18 protein-coding genes, 1 tRNA gene and 3 pseudogenes are annotated in these 23,351 nt (G+C 69.0%); 9 read left to right on the forward strand and 13 right to left on the reverse strand.

Going from position 1 to position 23,351, the window contains the following annotated elements; translation table 11 throughout:
* Positions 1-4 precede the first annotated feature (4 nt).
* On the forward strand, positions 5-1,114 hold the full coding sequence (locus ACW7G3_RS04480; RefSeq protein ID WP_456981341.1) for a Gfo/Idh/MocA family protein: 1,110 nt from the start codon (positions 5-7) through the stop codon (positions 1,112-1,114).
* Positions 1,115-1,132: 18 nt separating this feature from the next.
* Here ACW7G3_RS04480 and ACW7G3_RS04485 read toward each other — a convergent pair whose 3' ends face one another.
* The 3 genes and pseudogenes from ACW7G3_RS04485 to ACW7G3_RS04495 form a co-directional block, all read right to left on the reverse strand.
* Positions 1,133-1,762 carry an NAD(P)H-binding protein gene (locus ACW7G3_RS04485; RefSeq protein ID WP_456981343.1) on the reverse strand — a complete coding sequence of 210 codons (630 nt, stop codon included), beginning with the start codon at positions 1,760-1,762 and terminating at the stop codon, positions 1,133-1,135.
* Positions 1,763-1,801: 39 nt separating this feature from the next.
* Positions 1,802-3,016 (reverse strand): chromate efflux transporter, encoded by a 1,215-nt coding sequence (chrA, locus tag ACW7G3_RS04490; RefSeq protein WP_456981345.1) that lies wholly within the window; start codon positions 3,014-3,016, stop codon positions 1,802-1,804.
* A 42-nt stretch (positions 3,017-3,058) separates the two neighbouring features.
* A pseudogene (locus ACW7G3_RS04495) lies at positions 3,059-3,217 on the reverse strand (arsenate reductase (glutaredoxin)); the annotation flags it as partial.
* On the opposite strand from ACW7G3_RS04495, the pseudogene ACW7G3_RS04500 reads away from it, so the two are divergent.
* Both ACW7G3_RS04500 and ACW7G3_RS04505 read left to right on the forward strand, forming a co-directional pair.
* Positions 3,218-3,430: pseudogene (locus tag ACW7G3_RS04500) on the forward strand (ArsR/SmtB family transcription factor); the annotation flags it as partial.
* 329 nt (positions 3,431-3,759) lie between these two features.
* Positions 3,760-5,991, forward strand: coding sequence for an NADP-dependent isocitrate dehydrogenase (locus ACW7G3_RS04505; protein WP_456981346.1), 2,232 nt, complete (start codon positions 3,760-3,762; stop codon positions 5,989-5,991).
* A 201-nt stretch (positions 5,992-6,192) separates the two neighbouring features.
* On the opposite strand, the pseudogene ACW7G3_RS04510 reads toward ACW7G3_RS04505, so the two are convergent.
* A pseudogene (locus tag ACW7G3_RS04510) lies at positions 6,193-6,474 on the reverse strand (NADP-dependent oxidoreductase); the annotation flags it as partial.
* Positions 6,475-6,611: 137 nt separating this feature from the next.
* Here ACW7G3_RS04510 and ACW7G3_RS04515 point away from each other — a divergent pair.
* Entirely contained in the window at positions 6,612-7,487 is an 876-nt protein-coding gene (locus ACW7G3_RS04515) for a class I SAM-dependent methyltransferase (protein WP_456981347.1), read from the forward strand.
* 201 nt (positions 7,488-7,688) lie between these two features.
* On the opposite strand, the gene ACW7G3_RS04520 is transcribed toward ACW7G3_RS04515, so the two are convergent.
* From ACW7G3_RS04520 to ACW7G3_RS04545, 6 genes are all read right to left on the reverse strand, one after another.
* On the reverse strand, positions 7,689-8,885 hold the full coding sequence (locus ACW7G3_RS04520) for a lytic murein transglycosylase (RefSeq protein ID WP_456981348.1): 1,197 nt from the start codon (positions 8,883-8,885) through the stop codon (positions 7,689-7,691).
* A 291-nt stretch (positions 8,886-9,176) separates the two neighbouring features.
* Positions 9,177-10,145: an L-histidine N(alpha)-methyltransferase gene (egtD, locus tag ACW7G3_RS04525; protein WP_456981350.1), complete on the reverse strand. Its 969-nt coding sequence runs from the start codon at positions 10,143-10,145 to the stop codon at positions 9,177-9,179.
* 8 nt (positions 10,146-10,153) lie between these two features.
* Positions 10,154-11,443: an ergothioneine biosynthesis protein EgtB gene (gene egtB, locus ACW7G3_RS04530; RefSeq protein WP_456981351.1), complete on the reverse strand. Its 1,290-nt coding sequence runs from the start codon at positions 11,441-11,443 to the stop codon at positions 10,154-10,156.
* 48 nt (positions 11,444-11,491) lie between these two features.
* Positions 11,492-11,893, reverse strand: a complete 402-nt coding sequence (locus ACW7G3_RS04535; RefSeq protein WP_456981353.1) for a YchJ family protein — start codon at positions 11,891-11,893, stop codon at positions 11,492-11,494.
* Positions 11,877-12,485 carry a GTP cyclohydrolase I FolE gene (gene folE / locus ACW7G3_RS04540; protein ID WP_456981355.1) on the reverse strand — a complete coding sequence of 203 codons (609 nt, stop codon included), beginning with the start codon at positions 12,483-12,485 and terminating at the stop codon, positions 11,877-11,879. The genes ACW7G3_RS04535 and folE overlap by 17 nt, the downstream gene beginning before the upstream one ends.
* A 49-nt stretch (positions 12,486-12,534) precedes the next feature.
* Positions 12,535-12,993 carry a hypothetical protein gene (locus ACW7G3_RS04545; protein ID WP_456981357.1) on the reverse strand — a complete coding sequence of 153 codons (459 nt, stop codon included), beginning with the start codon at positions 12,991-12,993 and terminating at the stop codon, positions 12,535-12,537.
* A gap of 125 nt (positions 12,994-13,118) precedes the next feature.
* Here ACW7G3_RS04545 and ACW7G3_RS04550 point away from each other — a divergent pair, with 125 nt between their 5' ends.
* Positions 13,119-14,975, forward strand: a complete 1,857-nt coding sequence (locus ACW7G3_RS04550) for a DUF885 domain-containing protein (RefSeq protein WP_456981359.1) — start codon at positions 13,119-13,121, stop codon at positions 14,973-14,975.
* A gap of 18 nt (positions 14,976-14,993) precedes the next feature.
* Here ACW7G3_RS04550 and sstT read toward each other — a convergent pair whose 3' ends face one another.
* The 3 genes from sstT to ACW7G3_RS04565 all read right to left on the reverse strand — a co-directional run bounded on the left by sstT (position 14,994) and on the right by ACW7G3_RS04565 (position 18,394).
* The gene (gene sstT, locus ACW7G3_RS04555; RefSeq protein ID WP_456981360.1) at positions 14,994-16,202 is read right to left on the reverse strand and encodes a serine/threonine transporter SstT; all 1,209 of its coding nucleotides are present in this window, start codon (positions 16,200-16,202) and stop codon (positions 14,994-14,996) included.
* Between the two features lie 31 nt (positions 16,203-16,233).
* A complete protein-coding gene (gene brnQ / locus ACW7G3_RS04560) occupies positions 16,234-17,547 on the reverse strand; it encodes a branched-chain amino acid transport system II carrier protein (RefSeq protein WP_456981361.1) in 1,314 nt (437 codons plus the stop codon).
* Positions 17,548-17,617: 70 nt separating this feature from the next.
* The gene (locus tag ACW7G3_RS04565; RefSeq protein ID WP_456981363.1) at positions 17,618-18,394 is read right to left on the reverse strand and encodes a class I SAM-dependent methyltransferase; all 777 of its coding nucleotides are present in this window, start codon (positions 18,392-18,394) and stop codon (positions 17,618-17,620) included.
* A 161-nt stretch (positions 18,395-18,555) separates the two neighbouring features.
* Here ACW7G3_RS04565 and selA point away from each other — a divergent pair, with 161 nt between their 5' ends.
* The 4 genes from selA (at position 18,556) to selD (ending at position 23,272) form a co-directional block, all read left to right on the forward strand.
* Complete coding sequence (selA, locus tag ACW7G3_RS04570) at positions 18,556-19,986, forward strand: L-seryl-tRNA(Sec) selenium transferase (protein ID WP_456981365.1); 1,431 nt, start codon at positions 18,556-18,558, stop codon at positions 19,984-19,986.
* The gene (gene selB / locus ACW7G3_RS04575; RefSeq protein WP_456981366.1) at positions 19,983-21,914 is read left to right on the forward strand and encodes a selenocysteine-specific translation elongation factor; all 1,932 of its coding nucleotides are present in this window, start codon (positions 19,983-19,985) and stop codon (positions 21,912-21,914) included. The genes selA and selB overlap by 4 nt, the downstream gene beginning before the upstream one ends.
* 41 nt (positions 21,915-21,955) lie before the next feature.
* A tRNA-Sec gene (locus ACW7G3_RS04580) sits at positions 21,956-22,051 on the forward strand.
* 162 nt (positions 22,052-22,213) lie between these two features.
* On the forward strand, positions 22,214-23,272 hold the full coding sequence (gene selD, locus ACW7G3_RS04585; protein WP_456981367.1) for a selenide, water dikinase SelD: 1,059 nt from the start codon (positions 22,214-22,216) through the stop codon (positions 23,270-23,272).
* Positions 23,273-23,351: the final 79 nt, after the last annotated feature.

Below are 23,351 nucleotides of genomic sequence, written 5' to 3' on the forward strand. Positions count from 1 at the left end.
CGTAATGACCAAACTCAACCCCATCCGCGTCGGCATCATCGGCCTCAACCCCGGCATCCACTGGGGCGCCACGGCCCACGTGCCGGCCCTCGCCTCCCTGCCCAACGATTACGAACTGGTCGGCGTGGCCAACACCAGCCTTGCCAGCGCCGAACGCGCAGCCAAGGCGTTCGGGTTGAAACATGCATTCCCCGGTGCCCAGGCGCTGGTGGAATCACCGGAGGTGGACCTGGTGGTGGTGACGGTGAAGGTGCCGCACCACCGCGAGCTGGTGACGGCGGCCCTGGAGGCCGGCAAGCACGTGTACTGCGAGTGGCCGCTGGGCAACGGGCTGGCCGAGGCGCGCGAGCTGGCCGCGCTGGCACGGGCGCGGGGCGTGGTGACGGCGATCGGCACGCAGATGCGGGTGGCTCCTGAGGTGGAGCACCTGCGCGAGCTCATTGCCGGCGGCCACATCGGCGAGGTGCTGTCGACCACGCTGGTCGGCAGCGGCGGGCAGTGGGGCGGGCTGACCGATGCCGCGCATGCCTATCTCTACGACGCTGCCAACGGCGCGACGCTGTTGACCATCCCGCTGGCGCATACGCTGGCTGGGCTGTGCGAGGTGCTCGGTGGCGTGCGCAACCTGTCGGCGCGCATGGTCCGCCACCGGGACACGGTGCAGGTGGAGGACACCCGGGAGGACATTTCGAACAACAGCCCGGAGCAGGTGCTGGTGCACGGCACGCTGGAGAGCGGCGCGGCCTTCTCGGTCCACTATCGCGGCGGCAGCTCGCGCGGGACCAACCTGCTGTGGGAGATCAACGGCACCAAGGGCGACATCCAGGTGACGGGTGCCAGCGGCCACGCCCAGCTCGTGGACCTGGAGGTGCGCGGCGGCACCGGCGAAGCCACCGGGCTCGCGCCGCTGATGCCGCCCGCCAGCGCCTACGCGGGCCTGCCGGACAGCGCGGTGGCGCGCAACGTGGCACGCATCTATGCGCTGCTCGCGCAGGACATCCGGGAGGGAACCAATCGGGCGCCAAGTTTCGATGACGCCGTGGTGCTGCATGAGCTGGTGGATGCGATCGAGCGCTCGGCCGCCGAGGCGGAGGTGGAGGTTCCGGGAGGCTGATCCAGGATCAGCAGCCGGTCACGCGAGCTCGCCCGATTCCACCGTTTGCTCCCCCGCCTGGCCCTTCACCGCCGCTTCCAGCATCGCCCAGGCGATGTTCTGGGCGGGGTTGATGCGCCACCTCCGCGGCAATACCGGACCGACTGTTCCCAGCACCGCCTCGGCTACCCGCTCGCCGAGGCGGAACTCATTGCGTTCGCCGCTGATCAGGCCCGGCCGCACGAACGTGAGCGAGGGAAAGCCGACTTCCTGCAGGTCGCGCTCCAACTCGCCCTTCACCCGGTTGTAGAAGAACCGCGAGCCCGGGTCGGCGCCCATGGCGGAATTGAGCACGAAGGTGGGGGTGCCGTGGCGGTGGGCGATGCGCGCGGCCTGCAGCGGGTAGCGGTGGTCGACGCGGCGGAAGGCCTCGCGTGAGCCGGCCTTTTTCATGGTGGTGCCCAGGGCGCAGATGACCGCTTCGGCGCCCCACCAGAAGGCGTCTTCGGGCAGGTGCTCGTAGTCGACCCGCGGGGCGGTCAGGCCGGCGCGCGTAGGCAGCGGGCGGCGGACCGGGGCAATGACTTCGTGGACACGTTCGTCGGCGATGGCGAGGTCAAGGACGTGGCTGCCGACCAGGCCGGTCGCACCCAGGACAAGAAGCTTCATGGTGCCGACTCTGGTTGCTGCGCGCCGGAAACGCAAAGGTCACAGGTGCACCGCGAGCGTGGCGCCCACGCACCACAGCACCACCCACAGGGCGGACGCGCGCGCGAAGAACAGCAGGCCGAAGCCGATGGCCGCGATGATGAAATCCGCCGGCGCGCGGATAGCGCCGGTCCAGACCGGATCGTAGAGCGCCGCCGCCAGCAGGCCGACGACGGCGGCATTGGTGCCGGCCACGGCACTGGCAGCCAGGCGGTGCCGGGTCAGCCCCGCCCAGGCCGGCAGCACCGCCAACAGCAGCAGGAACCCGGGCAGGAACACCGCAATGAGTGCAACCGACGCGCCCAGCGCGGCCGGCATGCCAAGCGGGATTCCTGCACCGAGGAAGGCGGCGAGGGAGAACATCGGGCCGGGCACGGCCTGGGCGGCGCCGTAGCCGGCAAGGAAGGTATCCGCTTCAATCCAGCCCGGGTCGACCACCGAGTGCTGCAGCAGCGGCAGCACCACGTGGCCGCCGCCGAAGACCAGCGCACCGGCCTGGTAGAAGGCACCCGCCACCCCGGCCGCGGTCGGCGTGGCTGGGGTAGGCAGCAGCAGGGCCGCGGCCAGGCCGGCCAGGAACAGGGCGAGGAAGACGGCGCCGGCGCGGCGGCCATGGCGCACGGGAAGGCCCGCTGCGGCCGGCGCGCGCACATGCCGGCACAGCCCCAGCCCCAGCAGGGCGCCGAGGGCGATGGCCACCAGCTGGATCCAGGCCGCCCCGGCCAGCAGGACCAGCGCCGCCGCGCCGGCGGCGATCGCGACGCGCGGCAGGTCCGGGGTGAGCTGCCGCATCATGCCAAGCAGGCTGTGCGCCACCACCGCCACGGCCACCAGCTTCAGGCCCTGCAGCGCGGCCGCACCAACGCCCTGGCCCAGGTGCGGCGCCAAGGCCGCGAAGCCGAACATCAGCAGCGCCGAGGGCAGGGTGAAGGCAAGGAAGGCGGCCAGCGCACCGCGCCAGCCGCCGCGGAACAGGCCGATGGCGAACCCGACCTGGCTGCTGGCCGGCCCCGGCAAAAACTGGCAGAGCGCCAGCAGCTGGGCGAAATGGGCGTCGTCCAGCCAGCCGCGGCGCTGCACGAACTCGGTGCGCAGGTAGCCCAGGTGCGCGACCGGCCCGCCGAACGCGGTCAGCCCGACCTTGAAGAACGCACGGAAGACTTCGCCCGCGGTCCCTTCCGGGCGCCCGGCCCTGTCGGAGTCAGCGTGCGGCATGGCGGTCGGCCCTCCGGGAGCCGGCAGGCGTCAGGCCCATCGTCATCTGCTGGCCGGGATCACTTCGCCGTGCTCCTTGGTGAACGGCTTCGTCAGCGGCGGCAGGATCTCCAGCACCACCTCCGACGGCCGGCACAGCCGCGTGCCCTGCGCAGTGTCCACGAACGGCCGGTTGATAAGGATCGGGTGGTCCATCATGGCATGGAATTGAATGATGCAACCACCGCGCTGGCCGCCCTGGGCCACCCCAAGCGGCTGTCGGTGTTCCGCTTGCTGGTCGAGGCCGGCCCTGAAGCACGCACCCCTGGCGAGATCGCCGAAACCCTGTCGCTGCCGGGCGCGACGCTGTCGTTCCATCTCAAGGAGCTCACGGCGGCGGGACTGATCGAGGGGGAGGCGCATGGGCGGAATATCCTGGGGCCGGGGCGCTGGTGCTGCTGGCCGTTGCCGCCCGCGGGCACGTGATCTCCACCCGCAGGAAGGTGGGCATCGTGCTGACGCTGCCGGTGCTGCTGGTCACCCTGACGGCGCTGGCGGTGCGGCTCAGCGCGGGCTGATTGGCAGCGCTCCGCGACGCAAACATGCCCCGGGCTGGCGTGGAAGGCTGTGTTTCTTTGCCCGCCCCGGCCCAAACCGCGACAATAGGGGGGTTACGCGGCCGTCCCCTCCGGGCCGGCCCTGCGTGCCGCCCGGCCCGTTGCCCGCGGCGCGCCCTCCCGTCCGTATCGAGGATTGCCAGCCCCATGCCCAACGCCCCCAAGATCATCTACACCATGACCGACGAAGCGCCGTACCTGGCCACGCAGTCGCTGCTGCCGATCGTGCAGGCCTTCACCAGGACCGCCGGCATCGCTGTGGAAACACGCGATATCTCGCTGTCGGGCCGCATCCTGGCGCAGTTCCCCGACCGGCTGAAGCCGGAGCAGCAGGTGGCCGACCACCTGACCGAACTGGGCGAGCTGGCCAAGACGCCTGAAGCCAACATCATCAAGCTGCCCAACATCAGCGCTTCCGAGCCGCAGCTGCGCGCGGCGATCCGCGAGCTGCAGGACAAGGGCTTTGATGTGCCGGATTACCCCGCCGATCCGAAGGACGATGCCGAGCGCGAGATCCGCGCCCGCTACGGCCGGGTGATGGGCAGCGCGGTGAACCCGGTGCTGCGCGAGGGCAACTCCGACCGTCGCGCGCCCAAATCCGTGAAGGAATACGCACGCAAGCATCCGCACCGCATGGGCAAGTGGAGTGCGGACTCCAAGGCGCACGTGGCCCACATGAGCGACGGCGACTTCTACTCCAGCGAGCGCTCGGCCACGATGGCCGCGGCGGGCGAGCTGAAGATCGAGTTCGTCGGCGCCGACGGCAGCGCGCGCGCGCTGCGCGATCCGGTGAAGGTGCAGGAAGGCGAGATCGTTGATGCCGCGCGCATGTCGCGCAAGGCGCTGGCCGCGTTCATGGCCGAGCAGATCGAAGACGCCAAGGCCCAGGACGTGCTGTTCTCGCTGCACCTGAAGGCGACCATGATGAAGGTCTCCGACCCGCTCATGTTCGGCGTGGCGGTGCAGGAGTTCTACCGCCCGGTGCTGGAGAAGCACGCTGAAGCACTGAAGCAGTCGGGCTTTGACCGCAACAACGGCATCGGCGACCTGTACTCGCGCCTGGACAGCATGCCGGCCGATACCCAGGCCGCCATCAAGGCCGATATCGAGGTGCTGTACAAGGACCGCCCGGGCGTGGCGATGGTGAATTCCGACAAGGGCATCACCAACCTGCACGTGCCGTCCGACGTGATCGTTGACGCGTCGATGCCCGCGATGATCCGCGACTCCGGGCAGATGTGGAACGCGGCCGGCGAGCTGCAGGCCGCCAAGGCGGTGATCCCTGATCGCAGCTACGCCGGCGTGTACCAGGCCACGATCGAGGACTGCAAGGCCAATGGCGCGCTGGATCCGGCCACCATGGGCAGCGTGCCCAACGTGGGCCTGATGGCGCAGAAGGCCGAGGAATACGGCAGCCACGACAAGACCTTCCAGGCGCCGGGCGAAGGCACCATCCGGGTCACCGACCAGGACGGCAACCTGGTGTTCGAGCACACGGTGGAAGCCGGCGACATCTGGCGCATGTGCCAGGCCAAGGACGCGCCGATCCGCGACTGGGTGCGACTGGCGGTTGAGCGCGCGCGCCTGAGCGGCACCCCGGCCGTGTTCTGGCTGGATCCACAGCGCGCACACGACGCGCAGCTGATCACCAAGGTGGAGCGCTACCTGAAGGACCACGACCTGGCCGGCCTGGACATCCAGGTGCTGGCGCCGGTGGAAGCCACGAAGCTGTCGCTGGCGCGCATGCGCAAGGGCGAGGACACCATCTCGGTGACCGGCAACGTGCTGCGCGACTACCTGACCGACCTGTTCCCGATCCTGGAGCTGGGCACCAGCGCCAAGATGCTCTCGATCGTGCCGCTGATGGCCGGTGGCGGGCTGTTCGAGACCGGCGCCGGCGGTTCGGCCCCCAAGCATGTGCAGCAGTTCGTGCAGGAGAACTACCTGCGCTGGGATTCGCTGGGCGAGTTCCTCGCGCTGGCGGCTTCGCTGGAGCACCTGGGCCAGCGCAACGACAACGCGCGTGCGCAGGTGCTGGCCAAGGCCCTGGATGCGGCCACCGGCCGGTTCCTGGACAACGACAAATCACCCACCCGCCGCCTGGGCGGGATCGACAACCGTGGCAGCCACTTCTATCTGGCCATGTACTGGGCCGAGGAACTGGCGGCGCAGGACGAGGACCCGGCACTGAAGGCGATCTTCGCCCCGCTCGCCGCTGCCCTGGCCCGCGATGAAGAGAAGATCGTGACCGAGCTGATCGATGTGCAGGGCAAGCAGGTGGACATCGGTGGATACTTCCGCCCCAGCATCGAGAAGACTGGCGCGGCGATGCGCCCGAGCGCGACCTTCAACGCAGCCCTGGCCAACCTGGCCACCTGACCCGCCACGGGGGCCGCACCCGCGGCCCCCGATGGGCTCCGAGGGGCTCCGCTGTAGGAGCGCGTCATACGCGCGAAGCCGCGTGACACTTGGACGCAAACCGCGGCTTCGGTCCCGGCGTTATGTCCGAAGCCACGCTCCGTTGCCGCAATTCGCGCGGTTTCGCGCGTATGACGCGCTCCTACAAATGGGGGGATTACCGCCCGGGGTCAGATCGGGATGGCGGGATTCCACCACTTCGGACACCGTGCCGCCTTCCATCGTGCCGTCGATATCCAGCGGGGCCGCATACGAGCGTCCCTCATTCATGCGCCCGCGCATGTAGGGATCCAGCGACAGCCACCGGTTGCGCAGCAGCACCTGGCCTTCGGCGGGCGTGGGCAGCGGCGCTTGCTCGAGGCGGAAGTTGTCTGCCGTTGGCACGCCGTTGGGCCGCGAGGCCAGCACGATGCGGGTGTTTTCAGCGGGGGACTGGGTGTTCATGGGGTCTCCATAAGGCGTGCCCGCGGATTTCGCAACATGCACTTGGGAGTTGCAAGGTAGCGCCCTAGGCGTTTCGCCGCCGCGAAACCGCCACCGGCTTTGCGCTAGGCTGTCGACCCATTTACGGAGAACCGCCGATGAGACCTGTCCTGCTCACCGCCCTGCTTCCGCTCGCCCTGGCCGCCTGTGCTCCATCCGGCGGCGACACGCCGGCTACCGCAGAGCCGGCGGCCGAAATGGCCATGCCTGTTCCGGCCGACGCCGGGGCCGAGGCATCGCTGGAAGGAACGGTTTCCGGCACGTGGCGCTCTCCCGACTTCGTCGAGCGCGACCGTTACCGCAACCCGGCTGAAACCTTGGCCTTCTTCGGCCTGCAGCCTGATCACACCCTGATCGAAATCACCCCGGGTGGCGGCTGGTATGCCGAGATCCTAGCGCCGTACCTGCGCGAGCGCGGCCAGTACATTGCCGCCGTGGTGGATCCGGATGCGCTGCCGGAAGACCGCCGCGATTACCCCACCCGCACCCTGGCGGGCCTGGAGGAACGCTTCGGACAGGGGCCGGACCAGTTCGATCGCGCCCAGGTGGTGCGTTACAACCCGGACAGCCCGCAGTTCGGCCAGCCCGGCAGCGCCGACATGGTGGTGACCTTCCGCAACGTGCACAACTGGCTGGGCAACGACCAGGCCGAGGGCATGTTCAAAGGCTTCTTCGAAGTGCTGAAGCCGGGCGGCGTGCTTGGCGTGACGGATCATCGCGCTGCGGCCGATGCGCCCGATTACGACGGCACCGGCTATGTGCGCGAAGACCGCATGGTTGCGTTGGCCGAAGCGGCCGGTTTCCAGTTCGATGCCAGCAGCGAGATCAACGCCAACCCGGCGGACACCAAGGACCATGCGAACGGCGTGTGGACCCTGCCGCCCACCAACCGCCACGACGAAGCCGACGCGGAAAAGTACGCCCAAATCGGCGAAAGCGACCGCATGACCCTGCGCTTCGTAAAGCCGGAATAACGCCGACCGCTGCTGTAGGAGCGCCTCGCAGGCGCGAAGCCGCGTGAATCATGGCGGCCAGCGTGGCTTCGGACCCGATGCAGGATCCGAAGCCACGTCTGATGATCGATGTCACGCGGCTTCGCGCGCATGGCGCGCTCCTACGAAAGGGACAGAACCCTCTTGGCTGGTGTCACGCGGCTTCGCGCGCGTGGCGCGCTCCTACGGGGAGAGCGGCGTGGTGCGCAGGACGGTGAGGATGTTCTGGCCGGCGCGGCCGTCGGCGGGGGTGATGCCGAGGCGCTGTTGCTCGGCGCGGATGGCGCGGCGGGTGTTGGTGCCGATCAGGCCGTCGACTTCGCCGATGTCATGGCCGCGCTCGAGCAGCAGGGTCTGCAGCTGGCGGCGTTCGGCCCGGGACAAGCCGGGATCGCTGGTCGGCCACGTGGCCACCAGGCCGCTGCCGCCGCGCAGGCGGTCCGACAGCAGGGCGATGGCCAGGGCGTAGCTTTCGGCGGCGTTGTAGGAATAGATCGCGTCGAAGTTGCGGAACACCAGAAACGCGGGCCCCTGCGCTCCGGCTGGCAGCAGGATGGCCGAACGGGTGTCGCCGGGCAGGTCGATGCCCTCGCCATTGATACGCGCAACGCCGCGGCCCAGCCAGTCGGACAGCGGCCGGCGGTTGGTCCGTCCGGCCAGCGAAGCGTTGAAGCCGGCGGGCAGCTTCACTTCGTAGCCCCAGGGCCGACCTGTCTGCCAGTTGGACCGCTTCAGGTAGTTGGCGGTGGAGGCCAGCGCGTCGGGAATGCTGCCGACCAGGTCGCGGCGGCCGTCGCCGTCGAAATCGACCGCGATGCGTGCATAGGTGCTGGGGATGAACTGGGTGTGGCCGAACGCGCCGGCCCAGGAGCCGGTGAGGCCTTCAGCCTTGATGTCGCCCGCCTGCAGCAGCTTGAGCGTGGCGATGAATTCACCGCGGAAGAATGACTGCCGCCGGCCTTCGCAGGACAGGGTGGACAGCGAGGTCAGGATCGGGCGCTTGCCGAAAATCCGGCCGTAATCACTTTCCACGCCCCAGATGGCGACCACCGTGGCCGGATCCACGCCGTACTGGGCGGAGACGCGGGCCAGCAGCTCGCCGTGCTCCTCAAGCCTTGCCTTGCCGTCAGCCACCCGCTCCTCATCCACCAGTCCGGCCAGGTAATCCCAGATGTCGGTGCTGAACTCGGGCTGGAAGTTGAGCAGCTCCAGCACGGAGCGATCAGGCTCCAGATCCGCGGTGTAGCGCTCGAACGTGGCCGCACTCACGCCCTGCTGGGCCGCGGTGGATTTCACCCCGGCCATGCAGCGCTGGAACGCCGGATCGGCTTGGGCGGCAAAGGCGGGCAGCAACAGCAACAGGCAGGCAAGTCGTTTCATGGGCACGGTCACAGGACGGCAAGACCCCCATTGTAGGAGCGCGCCATGCGCGCGAAACCGCGTGACCCCTGCCTCCCCCGAATCGCCGCCAACGTGAAGGGTCGGTGGGGCCATCCCGGTCAGGACTGTCGGCGCCATGGACGGCGCCGGCAAGCGTACATGGACGTATTCACAGCGGGTCCTGACCGGGATGGCCCCGCCGGCGCACCCGCGAGGCTCGCGGAACAATCCCCCGGACGATGCAGTGGAGCCACTATAAACGTCACGCGGCTTCGCGCGCGTGGCGCGCTCCTACAGGGGGTGGAGGAGGCGCAGGCCGAGGCGGTTGTCGGGGTCGTTCCAGGATTCGGCGACCTTCCAGCCGGCGGCGGCGGCGATCGCGGCGAAGTCCGCGTCGGTGTATTTGTGGCTGGTCTCGACCTGCATGGCTTCGCCTTCCTCGAAATGGAACGTCCGGCCGTCCACTCGCACCTGCTGCTCGCGTTGGCTCACTAGAGCCGTCTCGATCCGGCTGCGCTCCACCGAATAGCGCGCTTGGTGACGGAACTTGTCGAGGTCGAAATCGCTGCCGATCTCGCGGTTCAGGCGCGCCAGCAGGTTCAGGGTGAACTCGGCGGTGACCCCGGCGGCATCGTTGTAGGCGGCCTCGATCAGCGCCGGATCCTTGTGCAGATCGATGCCGATCAGTGCCAGCCCGTCGGGTCCCACGGTGTTGCGCATGGCGCGCAGCAGGTGGATGGACTCCTCGCGGTCGAAATTGCCCAGGGTCGATCCGGGGAAGAAAACCAGCCGTCGGCGCGGTGCGCGGGCCGGCTGCGGCAGGTCCACCTGACGGGTGAAGTCCGCGCCCACCGGCAGCATCTCGATCAGCCCAAAACGCCCTTCCAGCCGCGACACGCTGTCGAGCAGGGCCGCACGGGAAATCTCGATCGGCGTGTAGGCCACCGGATCTTCCAGGCCCGCGAGCAGCAGCTCCGTCTTGCGCCCGCTGCCACTGCCGTATTCCACCACGTGCAGATGCGGTCCGACTGCGGCGGCGATATCGGCCAGCCGTGATTCGAGCAGGGCGATCTCCATCCGGGTCAGGTAGTACTCCGGCTGCCGGGTGATGCGTTCGAACAGTTCGGAGCCGCGCGCATCGTAGAAATACTTGGACGGCAGCCGCTTGGGATGGGCCGACAGGCCGGCCACGACTTCCGCGGTAATCCGCTCCGGGGTGGGCTGCAGGTCGATCAGGTCGGCGTCGGGGACGGCAGGCATGGACAGGCTCATTCGTCGCGGGCCAGGCGCACGCCGGCAAACTGCCAGCGTGCGTGGGAGGGGAAGAAATTGCGGTAGCTGGCACGGATATGGCCGGCCGGGGTGAGGCAGCTGCCGCCGCGCAGGACCCACTGGGAATTCATGAATTTGCCGTTGTACTCCCCCTCCGGGCCCGGCCAGGGCCGGTAGCCGGGATAGGCGGTGTAGGCGCTCGAAGTCCACTCCCACACCCCGCCGAACAGCCGGGCGAATCCGCTGACACCCTCGGCCCCTGCCGCACGAGGATGCAGCGCCGCATCGTCTCCGGCCGCGACAGGATCGACACCTGCGGCGGCATGTTCCCACTCGGCCTCACGCGGCAGGCGCGCGCCGGCCCAGCGCGCGTAGGCGTCGGCTTCGTAATAGCTCAGGTGGCAAGCGGGTGCATCGGGCTCCGCCTCGCGCCAGCCGTACAGGGTGAACACCTGGTCCAGGTCCTCGTGCCAATACAGTGGGCGCTGGACACCTTCGGCCTGGATCCACGCCCAGCCGTCGCTCAGCCACAGGGCCGGATCGCGATAACCGCCGTCGCGGATGAACTCGAGGTATTCACCGTGCGTCACCGGACGGTTGGCCAGCGCATACGGCTGCAGCAACACCGGGTGGCGCGGCGATTCGTTGTCATAGGCGAAGGCTTCCGAATCCGCCGGCCACGCCGCCGCACCAATGTCTGCGGTACCACCGGGCATGCGGATCCACTGCAGGGCGCCCGCTCCGCCATCTTTGGACGGGGCGTCTTCGCAATAGGTCGGATGCAGCGGATTGCTCCAGAAGGCGTGCTTGATGTCGGTCAACAGCAGTTCCTGGTGCTGCTGCTCATGGTGCAGACCCAACAGCAGGCGTTGCCGCGCCTCCGCATCCAGGCTCCCGGCTTCCGTCTGCCAGGTCAGGCGCGCGTCCACCTGGTGGCGGTAGTCGATCACTTCAGCCAGCGAGGGTCGGGTGAGCAGGCCGCGCCGCGGCCGTGCATGCATCGGACCGATGCTCTGGTAGTAGCTGTTGAACAGGTAATCCCAGGCGGGGTTTACCGGCTGGTAGCCGGGCAGCCCAGCGAGGATGAAGCGCTCGAAAAACCAGGTGGTATGGGCGAGGTGCCACTTGGCCGGACTGGCGTCGGGCATGCTCTGCACCATCGCATCTTCGGCAGAGAGCGGCGCTGCCAGGCAGAGGGTGCGGGCGCGCACCTGGGCAAAACGCGCCGCGAGCGACTGTGCGTAGGCCGACGTGGAGGTGGGAAGGGCCGTGGGGGCGGTTTCCATGGGCACATGATTGCGGCGCTCCAGTTACAGGAGCGTTAACTGGCGCAGTCAGCCTCCCGCGTCCAGGTACAGCCAGCGGCCGTCAACGCGCAGGAAGCGGCTGGCTTCCTGCATCCGCACTGCGCTGGCGCCGCCCTCGCGATAGCGGGCGATGAATTCCACGATCGCGCTGTCCTCACCGGTGAGCCGATGCGACTTCACCGTGAGGCCGAGCCAGGTGGGGCCCCCTTCGGCTGGCGCTTCCAGATCCAGCGGATCCGGGCAGGTGTCGGGATGCCAGCTCTGCCGCAGGTAGTCTTCCAGCAGCAGCACGTAGGCGCTGTAGCGGGAGCGCATCAGCGCCGCTGCATCGGCTGCCGGCTGGCCCTGGTGCAGGGGTGCGCAGCAGCGCAGATAGTCCCTGCCGGCACCGCAGGGGCAGGGGCCGCGCAGGTCAGCCGCGGCGGCCACTGCCGGTTTCGATGAACTGCAGAAACTCGGAGCGGGTGCGGGCATCGTCGCGGAACGCGCCGAGCATGCTGGAGGTGATCATGCTGACGCCGCGCTTGTGCACGCCGCGGGTGGTCATGCACTCGTGCACGCCTTCAACCACCACGCCCACGCCCAGCGGCTGCAGCGCGCGCTGGATGCAGCCGGCGATCTGCGCGGTCATCTTTTCCTGCACCTGCAGGCGCTTGGCATAGGCTTCCACCACGCGCGCCAGCTTGCTGATGCCCACCACCTTGCCGGCCGGCAGATAGCCCACGTGCACGCGGCCGATGATCGGCGCCATGTGGTGTTCGCAGTGGCTTTCGTATTCGATGTCGCGCAGCACGATCATCTCGTCGTAGCCGCCGACTTCCTCGAAGGTCCGGGCCAGGTACTCGTCCGGATCCAGCGCGTAGCCGCTGAACCACTCCCGATAGGCCTTGACCACGCGCTTCGGGGTATCGAGCAGGCCTTCGCGCGCAGGGTCGTCGCCGGCCCAGCGCAGCAGCGTGCGCACGGCCTCTTCGGCCTGATCACGGGTCACGCCGTGGGGGTCTTGGGGAAGCTCGGCCATGGACGGAAATCACGCGTTTGGGGAGTCGCCCATGTTAACGCGCCGCTGCTCAGCTGGGCCGGCCCTGGTTTTGCAAGGTCGCGTCCATGTCGCGCCAGACATGCTCCACGGCGTGCCGGGCCTGGTCCCAGGACAGGCGCGAGCGGCCGCGGACCTTCAGCCAGCGTGCGCCGAGGGCCGGTTCAACGCCGGCAAATTCCTGGCCGCCGTGCGTGCGCCAGGTTTCCACGCCAAAGCGGTACGCGGGCTCGTAGTCATGCCATTCCATGCCATGCGCGTAGTAGGCCATCTTCGAGTAGATCTCCTCGAAATGGCCCACGTTGTCGCTGGGATCGGTCGAAACGGCCATGCGGTTGCCCACCAGCGCGCCGCCGGCCACGCCGATCACCACCCCGACCACCAGCCCCGATGGGCCGGCCATCAGGTAGCCCAGCGCGCCCAACACGGCACCGCCGACCAGGGCACTCACGGTAGTACGCGGAATATGTCGCCTTTCCAGAGTGCTCATCCTGCCTCCTGGGCGCGGGTACGCCAGTTTCCCTGTTATGTTTCGCACGCTATAGCGTCCCCGGTCGCCGTGCGGTGAAAGTCGGCCGAGCCCGGCGGCCCTTCTTCAATCCGGGAGTAGATACCGTGCGATCCGCCCTTGCCTGCAGCACCCTTGCCATCGCCCTGGCCCTGGCCGCCTGCTCCCCGCAGCCCGCGGCCGACCAGACCAGCACCGCCATCCCCACCCAACAGGCCGAGGACGAATCGGCGCGCCTGAATGCGTGGTTCGAGGAGCAGTACGAGCAGTTCCTGCAGTTCAGCCCGACCATGATGACTTTCCAAGGGCGCAAGGATCTCTACGACCAGCTCGATGACGTCTCCGAAGCGGGCCAGCGCGCGCGCCTGGACTGGATGGCGGCTTCGGTTGCGGAAATGGAATCGGCGTTTGATTACGACCGCCTGGACGATGACGCCCAGCTCTCCTGGGACATCTGGAAGCGCCAGTACGACAGCGCGCGCGGGCAGATGCAATACCTCTCCCACGCCTATTCGTTCGACCAGATGAACGGGATGAACAGCGTGCTCCCGATGTTCCTGATCAACTTCCACAAGGTGGACAACGAGCAGGACTACCTGGCCTATATTTCCCGCCTGCAGGCGGTGCCGACCCTGCTTGGCGAGCTGCTCGACCGCGCCCGTGCCAATGCCGAACAGGGCATCCGCCCGCCCCGTTTCGCCTACGAGGGCGTGATCGAGCAGTCGCGCAACATCATCACCGGCGCGCCTTTTGGCGATGGCGTCGACAGCCCGCTGTGGGCCGACCTGCAGGCCAAGGTCGACGCACTGGTGGAGTCCGGTGACATCACCGCGGAGCGCGCCGATACGCTGAAGGAGCAGGCGCGCCAAGCGCTGGTCGAGCAGGTGCAGCCCATCTACCAGCAGATCATCGCCTGGAGCGAGGAGGAGCTGCCCAACACGCTGGAAAACCCGGCCGGCGTGGGCACCACCCATCCCGACGGCGCGGCGTACTACGCCTGGCAGCTGCGCGAGAACACCACCACCGACATGAGCGCGGAAGAGATCCACCAGCTCGGCCTGGACGAGGTAGCCAGGCTGCGCGGGGAGATGGAGGCGCTGATGGAGCAGGTGGGGTTCGAGGGCGACCTGCAGGCGTTCTTCGAGTTCCTCAACACCGATCCGCAGTTCCGCTATCCGAATACCGACGAGGGCCGCCAGGCCTATATCGACGACGCCACCGCGGCCATCGACAACATCGAGCAGTACCTGCCCGAGTACTTCGGCCTGCTGCCCAAGGCGGACCTGGTGGTGCGCCGGGTTGAGTCGTTCCGCGAACAGGACGGCGCCGCCCAGCACTACTATCCGGCCACGCCGGACGGCTCACGCCCGGGCATCTACTACGCGCACCTGTCTGACATGGACGCGATGCCGAAGACCGAACTGGAAGTGATCGCCTACCACGAGGGCCTGCCCGGCCATCACATGCAGATCTCGATCGCCCAGGAGCTGGAGGATGTCCCCACCTTCCGCACCCAGCAGTTCACCACCGCCTACACCGAGGGCTGGGGCCTGTATTCGGAGTGGCTGGCCAAGGAAATGCCGGACACCTACCAGGACCCCTATTCGGAATACGGCCGGCTGATGTCGGAGATGTGGCGCGCGATCCGCCTGGTGGTGGATACCGGCATGCACGCCAAGGGCTGGACCGAGGAGGAAGCGGTGGAATATTTCTCCGCCAACAGCTCGATCCCCGAAGCCGCCGTGCGCTCGGAGATCCGCCGCTACCTGATCATGCCGGGCCAGGCGACCGCCTATAAGGTCGGCATGATCAAAATGCAGGCGCTGCGCCGCAAGGCCGAGGCCGAGCTGGGCGAAGCCTTCGACATCCGCGGCTTCCACGACACCATCCTCGGCGGCGGTGCCATGCCGCTGGACCTGCTGGAACGCCGCGTAGACGCCTGGATCGCCGCGCAGAAGTCCTGACCTCGCGAGAGCTCCGGTTCAGGACGATTCGCGCGCCTGGCACACCGCGGCGGTGAACACCACGTCGGTGGAGGAGTTCAGCGCCGTCTCGGCCGAGTCCTGCACCACGCCGACCACGAAGCCGATCGCCACCACCTGCATGGCGATGTCGGCATCAATGCCGAACAGCCCGCAGGCCAGCGGGATCAGCAGCAGCGAGCCGCCCGGTACGCCGGAAGCTCCGCAGGCGCCGATCGCCGCCACCACGCTCAGCAGCAGCGCAGTGGGCAGGTCCACAGGAATCCCCAGCGTATGCACCGCGGCCAGGGTCAGCACGGAAATGGTCACCGCCGCGCCGGCCATGTTGATCGCCGCGCCCAGCGGGATGGCCACCGATGCGGTCGCCTCATGCAGCCCCAGGCGCTTGGCCAAGGCCAGGTTCACCGGGATGTTGGCCGCCGAAGAGCGGATGAAGAATGCGGTGATCCCGCTCTCACGCAGGCACGTGAGCACCAGCGGATACGGATTGCGCCGGGTCACTGCGAACACGATCAGCGGATTGAGCACCAATGCCACGGTCAGCATCGCGCCCAGCAGCACCGCCAGCAGGTGCGCGTAGTCGACCAGCACGCCCAGGCCCGAATCGGCCAACGTGGAAGCCACGATGCCGAACACGCCCAGCGGCGCCAGCCGGATCACCCAGCGCACCACCGTGGCCACCGCCTCGGCCAGGTCCGCCAGGCCGGTGCGGATGCCTTCACCAGCTTTGCGCAGGGCGAGCCCCAGGGCGATGCCCCAGGCCAGCAGGCCGATGTAGTTGGCCTCGGCCATGGCCTTGGCCGGGTTTTCAAAGATCTGCAGCGCCACGCTGCGCAGCACTTCACCGATCCCGCCCGGCGGCGACATGGCCATGTTGGGATCCACTTTCAGCACCAGGCTGGTGGGAAACAGGAACGAGGCGCTCACGCCGATGAGCGCCGCACCCACCGTGCCGATCAGATACAGCGCCAGGATCGGGCGCATGTGGGTGCCGCCACCGCCCTGATGGCCGGCGATCGCCGCCGCCACCAGCACCAGCACCAACACCGGCGCCACGGCCTTGAGCGCGCTGACGAAAGCGGTGCCCAGCAGCTCGGTGGCGGCGCCAACGCTCGGCCAGACCACCCCGACCAGGGTGCCCAGGATCAGGGCAATGACAATCTGGGTGACCAGGCTAGGTCGGCGCAGGAAAGCGGGCAGTGCGGACATGGGCGATCCCCGGGGTTGAATTGGCGTCGGCTCAGCCGGCCTGCGGAGCGGGCGCCGCCCGCGCACGGTCTGCCACGACGGCCAGTACGACCATCACAACGACCGGCACCGACCAGCCCAACCCGATCGACGAGCCCGGCAGCAGATACAGCCACTCCGGAACCCAGCCGTCAAAGCCGGCGGCGATCAGGGCATCAATCACACCGAACACCGTGGCCACCGCCATCGCCGGCACGAACACCCGCGGCGGCGAACGCCACAGCGGCATGGCCAGGCTGAGGGCCACCAGGGTGATGGCGATCGGATAGATGCCCACCAGCACCGGCACCGAGACCGCGATGATCTGCGCGAGTCCCTGGTTGGCCAGGGCCATCGAGAGCAGGCCCACCACGATCACCACCGTGCGGTACGACATCGGCAGCAGGCGGCTGAAATACACCCCGCAGGCGCTGATCAGCCCAACGGCCGTGGTCAGGCAGGCCAGGATGATCACCGCAGCCAGCAGCACGCCGCCCGGCGCACCGAAGGCGTGGCGGGCAAAGCCGGTCAGCAGCGGCACGCCGGTTTCGGCAGCCGGCGCCACGCTGCCGCTGCCCGACCCGAGGTAGGCCAGCGCGATGTACACCAGGCTCAGGCACACGGCCGCGATCAGCGCGGCGATGATCGCGTAGCGGGTCACCAGCGAATCGTTGTCCACCCCGCGGCCACGGATGGCGGAGACGATCACAACGCCGAACACCAGCGCGCCCAGCGCGTCCATGGTCAGGTAACCCTGGACGAAGCCCTGCGAGAGCGGCGCGGATTCATACGCCGCGGTCAGCACGCCAGCGCCTCCGGCCGGGTTGAAGAAGGCCGCTGCGCCAAGGACTGCCAGCGCTGCCAGCAGCGCCGGGGTCAGCACCTTGCCCACGTTGTCGATCAGCCGGCCCGGGAACAGCGCGATCAGGATCGCCAGCCCGAAATACACCACCGAATAGCCGAACAGCGTGGCCGAGCCATCACCGATGAACGGCGCGATACCTATCTCGAACGAGACCGTGGCGGTGCGCGGCGTGGCAAACAGCGGGCCGATGGCCAGGTACACCGCCACGCCGAGGATGGTGCCGGCCGCTTTCCCGATCGGCGAGGTCAGCGCGATCATGCCGCCGCCCACGCGGGCCAGGGCCACGATGGTCAGCAGCGGCAGGCCCACGCCGGTCAGCAGGAAACCGAGCACCGCCCACCACAGGTGCGGACCTGATTCGAGCCCCACCATGGGCGGGAAAATGATGTTGCCCGCGCCCAGGAACAGCGCGAAGGTCATGAAGCCAAGGGCGACGACGTCCTGTTTCTTCAAGGTCTGCATGCAGCTGGGTCCCCGATCCACAAGCGGGTCATTCTAGGCCCACGCAGAGCCTACGTGCCCGGGTCGGGGGTCATGCATCCAGGCGGGCGGCAATCACGCCCTGATGCTCTCCACCATGACCGGTCCAGCGGTTGCGGCCGCAGCGCATGAACAGGGTTTCGGCTTCTTCCTGGCCCGCCGGGCGGATCACCAGCTCCAGCCAGTCGCCCCACAGCACCGCCTTTTCCAGCGTGGCCGGGCGTCCATCCACCCAGGCCTCGCCCGTGACCCGCTGGTAGGTCTGGCGCAGGTTGACCCGGAAGTGGCGCTCACCGGCCAGCCAGTCCCAGGTGCCGGCCACCTTGGCCGGGATGATCCACAGGAACAGGCTCACCCCGCCCGAGGACACGCGGCGGTCGGGCTTCCAGTCGCCCATGTCGAAGGCATGCGATACCACCCGGGTGCCGGGCCGCAGCTCGTCCAGCAGGCGGGGGCGCAGGTCCACGTTCACGCTGTGCAGCAGGTACATGGTGACCACGGTGGCCGGGCTGAAATCGGCGTGGAACAGGTCGTACTCAATGAAGCTGACCATGTGCTCGACGCCCATCTGGGCCGCGTATTCCTCGGCCTCGCGCACCCGCGCCTGGTCAATTTCAACGCCCACCGCCTGGGCCCCGCGAAGGTGCGCGGCGGCGACCACGATGCGGCCATCCCCCGAGCCCAGGTCGTACAGCACGTCATCGGCATCCACCCCGCCCAGTTCGAGGATGGCCTTCACCACCCGCTCTTCCGATGGCACGTACGGCACATCGAGATGGACGTTGAGCTCTTCGAGCTGCTCTTCGAAAGACAGTTCGCGGAAATGCAACTTGCTGCACCTGACCATACGGATGAATAGGCCATCCATTCTACCATTCGGCAATTTTGGACGGCCTTTGTTGCATTGCTGGCTGCAACGCCAGGCTTTGGCCTAACCTGTTTCGCTGCCGTGCAGTACGCTGCGAAGACCCCACTTCCCCCGGAGAAGCCGTGCCGCGCACACCGGCCCCAGACGCCCCCGTGGCCGCCAACGCCATCCCCTCGCTGGATCGGCTGCTGCGTGATCCTGCGCTGGACCCGCTGCTGGCGGCGCACGGCCATACCCGGGTGGCAGCCACCCTGCGCGACCAGCTGGGCGAACTGCGCCAGGCCGCCCTGGCCGGCAGCCTGCATCCCGCCGCCCTGGCGCCTGAAACCATCGCCGTCGCAGCGCAGCAGGCATTGGAAGAACAGTCCCGCCCGCGCCTGCGCACGGTGTGGAACCTGACCGGCACCGTGCTGCACACCAACCTCGGCCGCGCGGTGCTGCCCGACGAATCGGTGCAGTCGGTAGTGGAGGCGATAACCGCGCCGATGGCGCTGGAATTCGACCTGGAGCGCGGCGCCCGCGGCGACCGCGACGATCTGGTTGAAGGCCTGCTGTGCGAACTCACCGGCGCCGAGGCCGCCACCGTGGTCAACAACAACGCCGCCGCGGTGCTGCTGATGCTGAACTCGCTGGCCAACCGGCGCGAGGTGATCGTCTCGCGCGGCGAGCTGGTGGAGATCGGCGGCGCCTTCCGCATCCCCGACATCATGAAGCGCGCCGGTTCGAAGCTGGTGGAAGTAGGCACCACCAACCGCACCCACCCGGCCGATTACGCGGGCAACATCGGCGAGCGCACCGCCATGCTGATGAAGGTGCACTGCAGCAACTACGCGATCGAAGGCTTTACCGCCAGCGTCGGCACCCCGCAGCTGGCCGCGATCGCGCGCGAACACGGCCTGCCGCTGGGCGTGGACCTGGGCAGCGGCTCGCTGATCGACCCGGCGCAGTGGGGCCTGCCCGCCGAGCCCACTGTGCGCGCGACCCTTGAAGCCGGCGCCGACGTGGTCACCTTCAGCGGCGACAAGCTGCTGGGCGGGCCGCAAGCGGGGCTGATCGTGGGTCGCGCCGACCTGATCAACAAAATCCGCCGCAACCAGCTCAAGCGCGCGCTGCGGGTGGGCAAGCTGACCCTGGCCGCGCTGGAGCCGGTGCTGGCCCTGTACCGCTCGCCGGAGCTGCTGCCCGAACGGCTGACCACCCTGCGCCTGATGCTGCGCCGCCCGGCCGCCCTGCGCGAGCAGGCCGGGCGCCTGCGGCCGGCACTTCAGCACGCGCTGGGCGAAGGCTGGGCCATCCGCGCCGAACCCATGGACAGCCAGATCGGCAGCGGCGCCATGCCGGTCGAAGCCCTGCCGAGCTTCGGCCTGGCGCTGCGCCACCAGGGCAAGGGCAGCAGCGGTCGCGCGCTCAGCCGCCTGGCGAAGACCCTGCGCGACCTGCCGCGCCCCGTCATCGGCCGTGTCAACGACGATGCGCTGTGGCTGGACCTGCGCTGCCTGGAGGAACGCGACGAAGCCGCCTTCCTGCAGCAGCTTGAAGGACTGCGCGCATGATCGTCGGCACCGCCGGGCACATCGATCACGGCAAGACCACGCTGGTAGGTGCGCTCACCGGCGTTGAGACCGACCGGCTGAAGGAAGAGCAGGCCCGCGGCATTTCGATCGAGCTGGGCTATGCCTACGCGCCGATGCCCAACGGCGAGGTGCTCGGCTTTGTCGACGTACCCGGCCACGAGAAGCTGATCCACACCATGGCCGCGGGGGCCAGCGGCATCGATTTCGGCCTGCTGGTGGTGGCCGCCGACGACGGGGTGATGCCGCAGACCCGCGAGCACCTGGCCATCCTCGGCCTGCTGGGCGTGGAGCGCGGCGCGGTGGCGCTGAGCAAGGCCGATCGCGTGGATGCCGAGCGCCTGGACCAGGTGCGCGCCGACATTGAAGCCCTGCTGCAGGGCGGCGCCCTTGAAGGCGCACCGGTGTTCGCGGTCAGCGCCACCAACCCAGGAGACCCGGGCGTGGCCGCGCTGCGCGCCCACCTGCATGAAGCCGCCGCCGGCTGGAACGCACGGGATGACGGCGGACTGTTCCGCCTCGCCATCGACCGTGTGTTCACCCTGGCCGGCCATGGCACCGTGGTCACCGGCACCGTGGTCGGCGGCAGGGTGGTGGCCGGTGACGACAGCGCGCGGCTGGTGCTGGCCCCGGCCGGCAAGCCGGTGCGCGTGCGCACCGTGCACGCCCAGAACCAGCCCAGCGCCGACGGCCGTGCTGGCCAGCGCTGCGCGCTCAACCTGGGCGGCATTGCCAAGGACGCCATCAGCCGCGGCGACTGGATCGCCGATGCCCGCGCCTTCGTGGCCAGCCGCAATATCGACGTGGAGCTGGAGCTGCTGGAAGGTGCCGACACCGCGGTGGGCAACTGGGCGCCGCTGCACGTGCACCTGGGCACCGCGAGGCGCCTGGCGCACGCGGTGCCGCTATCGGATAGCAGCATTGCCCCCGGCACCCGCGGCCGCGTGCAGCTGGTGTTTGACGAACCGCTGTGCGCCGCGCCGGGCGATCGCTTCATCGTCCGCGACGCCCAGGCCAGCCGCACCATTGGCGGCGGTCGGGTGCTGGACCCACAGGGGCCCAAGCGCCGGCGCCGCTCGCCGGAGCGCATGGCCTGGCTGGACGGCATGACCGCTCTGCTCGACGGCGATGGACTGGAGCCGCTGCTCGCCCACGCCCCCTATGGCGTGGATGAGACCGCGCTGGCGCGGATCACCGGACTGCCGCCGGAACGACTGCAGCTGTCGGAAGGTGTCCGCTGGCTGACCCCGCGCACCGGCGCACCCATCGCCATCACCGATGCCAACCGCCAGGCCCTGCACGCGCTCATCGAACAGGCCCTGGCGGATTACCACCGCGACACGCCGGACGAGCCCGGCCCGGAAGCCACGCGCCTGCGCCGCATCGCCCTGCCCACCGCCCCGGCGGCTCTGTGGCACGCGCTGCTGGACGAACTGGCCGAAGCCGGTCGCCTGCGCCGCAACGGTCCCTGGCTGCACCTGCCGGGCCACAGCGTCACCCTGGACGAAGACGAGGCCGCATTGGCAGGGCGCTTGCTCGAGCATCTGCACGCGGGGGGATACAACCCGCCATGGGTGCGCGACCTGGCGCGGATCGAAGCCGAGCCGGAAGAACGCATCCGCCGCCTGCTGCGCACGCTCGCACTGCGTGGCGATGCGTTCCAGGTGGTGCGCGACCTGTTCTATCACCGCGAGCGCACGCGGGAACTGGCCGAACTGGTGGTCGAGCTTGGCGCCGGCGACGAAGGCGTGGAGGCTGCCCGCTACCGCGACGCCACCGGCCTGGGTCGCAAGCGCGCGATCCAGATCCTGGAATTCTTCGACCGCACCGGTCTGACCCGCCGCGTCCGCGACACCCACTTCCTGCGCCCCGACAGCGCCTGGCTGCAGGACCTGCGCGCACCCCGCTGAGATGGCCCGCGCCGGGCCTGTGATAACTTCAGCCGCTAGATGGAAGGCAAGCGCGCCCGGTGGCGCGGCCGGGCTTCAAACCCGGTTGGGGGCGTCAGCCGCTCCCAGGCAGGTTCGACTCCTGTTGCCTTCCGCCACCTCCTGCGTAGGAGCGCGCCACGCGCGCGAAGCCGCGTGACGTCTGGTACGGCGGCGTGGCTTCGGTCATGGCGCTGCTGCCGGCGCCCCGCCGCGATGATCGACGTCACGCGGCTTCGCGCACATGGCGCGCTCCTACCGGGGCGGGCGATACTGCTGCCATGACCGACTCCCCCGATACCTCCATTCCCCGTCTCACCTCGCTGTCGCACGGCGGCGGCTGCGGCTGCAAGATTGCGCCGGGCGTGCTGGCCGACCTGCTCAAGCGCGCCGCGCCTGCGCCGGTATGGCCGCAGCTGATGATCGGCAACGACACCGCCGATGACGCCGCCGTGTACCGCCTCAACGACGAACAGGCGCTGATCGCGACCACCGATTTCTTCATGCCGATCGTGGATGACCCCTACGATTTCGGCCGCATCGCCGCCACCAATGCGCTGTCGGATGTCTACGCCATGGGCGGCAGCCCGATCATGGCGCTGGCCATCGTCGGCATGCCGATCAACGTGCTGCCGCACGAAGACATTGCCGCCATCCTGCGCGGCGGCGAAGACGTCTGCGCCGAGGCCGGGATTCCCGTGGCCGGCGGCCACAGCATCGATTCGGTCGAACCGATCTACGGCCTGGCCGCCATGGGCATTGCCCACCCCGACCGCATCCGCCGCAACTCCGATGCCCGCCCGGGCGACCTGCTGGTGCTGGGCAAGCCGCTGGGCGTGGGCGTGATGTCGGCCGCGTTCAAGCGCGGCGTGCTGGGCGACGCCGGCTACCAGGCAATGATCGACGCCACCACCCTCCTCAACCGTCCCGGCGTGGCCCTGGCCGCGCTGCCCGGCGTGCACGCGATGACCGACGTGACCGGCTTCGGCCTGCTCGGCCATGCGCTGGAACTGGCCCGCGGCGCCGGCCTCACCGTGCGCCTGCGCCATGACGACCTGCCGTGGCTGCCCGGCGTGCAGCAGCTGGCGGCCGACGGCGTGGTTACCGGCGCTTCCGGCCGCAACTGGGCGGCCTATGGCGAGGGCGTGGAGCTGGGCGCCGGCATCGACCAGACCGCCCGCGACCTGCTCACCGATCCGCAGACCTCCGGCGGCCTGCTGGTGTCCTGCGCGCCGCAGGCGCTGGGCGAGGTACTGGAGATGTTCCACCGCGAAGGCTTCGCCGACGCGGCCATCATCGGCGAGATCCGCGCCGGCGACCCGCGCGTCGAAGTGATGTAACCAGGCGCAACCCTCGCCCGCATGCAGGTCCGGGCTACGCCCCCGACGCCTCGCGATCCCGCTCGCCCCTACCGGGATG

It is taken from the genome of Luteimonas sp. A478 (assembly GCF_054052025.1).